1 protein-coding gene is annotated in these 1385 nt (G+C 54.4%); it reads left to right on the top strand.

Annotation, left to right across the window (positions count from 1 at the left end; all coding sequences use genetic code 11):
- Positions 1-72: 72 nt before the first annotated feature.
- On the top strand, positions 73-1385 hold a 1313-nt coding region (locus tag B0G92_RS00045), incomplete at its 3' end, for a PD40 domain-containing protein (RefSeq protein WP_101470644.1).

Raw genomic sequence — 1385 nt, 5'->3', positions numbered from 1 at the left:
CTGTTCGACCTGAACTTCCCGAAGAAGGTATCCGTGTCACCAAGATATTTCTAACCCCAAAAGAGCAAGAAAATGAAAAAAATATACATTGCCGCGGGCCTGTTCCTGGCCATTGCCTCCGGCTACGGGCAGAACAGGAGTTCCGAGAAGGCTGACAAACTGTACGACAGCTACCAGTATGTTGCGGCCATAGAAGAATACCTCAAGCTGGCTGAAGGCAGGAAGGGCGACAGCCATGTCTACAGGCAGCTGGCGGACAGCTACTACAACGTCTTCAATATGGGTGAGGCTGCCAGATGGTATGCCAAGGCCGCCGAGAGTAGCCAGGATGCAGAAACATATTACCGCTATGCGCAGGCTTTAAGGTCGCAGGGCAAATACCAGGAGGCCAACAGGCAGATGGACAGGTTTGCCGCACTGCTTCCCAACGACCAGAGGGCAAAGGACCACAAGGCCAATCCGGACTATATTCCGAGCCTGTCCAGCAAGGACAGGCTGTTCGATATCAGTGAGACGGGCATCAACAGCAAGGACCAGGGTGACTTCGGGGCAGTGCTCTCCAATGACAATATCCTGTACTTCGTGAGTACGAGGAACAACTCGAACAGGACCGACAAATGGGTAAAACAGCCCTACCTGGATATCTTCCAGTCGGTAAGGAATGCGGACGGCACGCTGTCGGAACCCAGGGCGGTCGGTGAGCTGAACACCGCCTTCCATGACGGTCCGGTTACGGTGAGCGCGGACGGTAACACCATGTTCTTTGCCAGGGACGGGCTCAATGACGGCAACTTTGACAGGGACAGGAAGAACAACGTGAAGATAGGGCAGCAGGGACTCTACAGGGCTACAAAGGTTGATGGCAAGTGGACCAATATCCAGGCACTTCCGTTCAACAGCAAAAGCTATTCGGTAACGCACCCAAGCCTCAGCCCGGACGGCAAGACGCTTTACTTTACCTCGAACATGCCGGGCGGCCACGGCGATTCCGACATCTGGAAGGTATCGGTTGACGGCAGCAATTACGGCAAGCCGCAGAACCTGGGATCCAACGTGAACACTGCTGGCAAGGAAGGGTTCCCTTCCATAGGCGAGAACGGCATCCTTTATTTTGCATCGAGCGGGAAGCAGGGATTTGGAGGACTTGATGTCTTCAGGGCAGACCTTAACAGGGACGGGGAAGCGGTTAACGTAGGGAAGCCTGTTAACAGCGAGAAGGACGACTTCTCCTTCAGCTTCAATACGGCTAAAAACGAGGGCTACTTTTCCTCGAACAGGAACGGCACTGACGATATCATGAAGGCTGTTCCCGTGTGCAGGGTAGAAGCCATAGCAATGGTGAAGGACGGCAAGACAGGACGTGCGTTGGCAGGTGCGGGCGTGTC

It is taken from the genome of Flavobacterium lindanitolerans (genome assembly GCF_002846575.1).
GTDB classification, from domain to species: domain Bacteria; phylum Bacteroidota; class Bacteroidia; order Flavobacteriales; family Flavobacteriaceae; genus Flavobacterium; species Flavobacterium lindanitolerans.
Note: the sequence above shows the minus strand (reverse complement) of the source record. Positions and strands in the feature narration are given on the sequence as shown.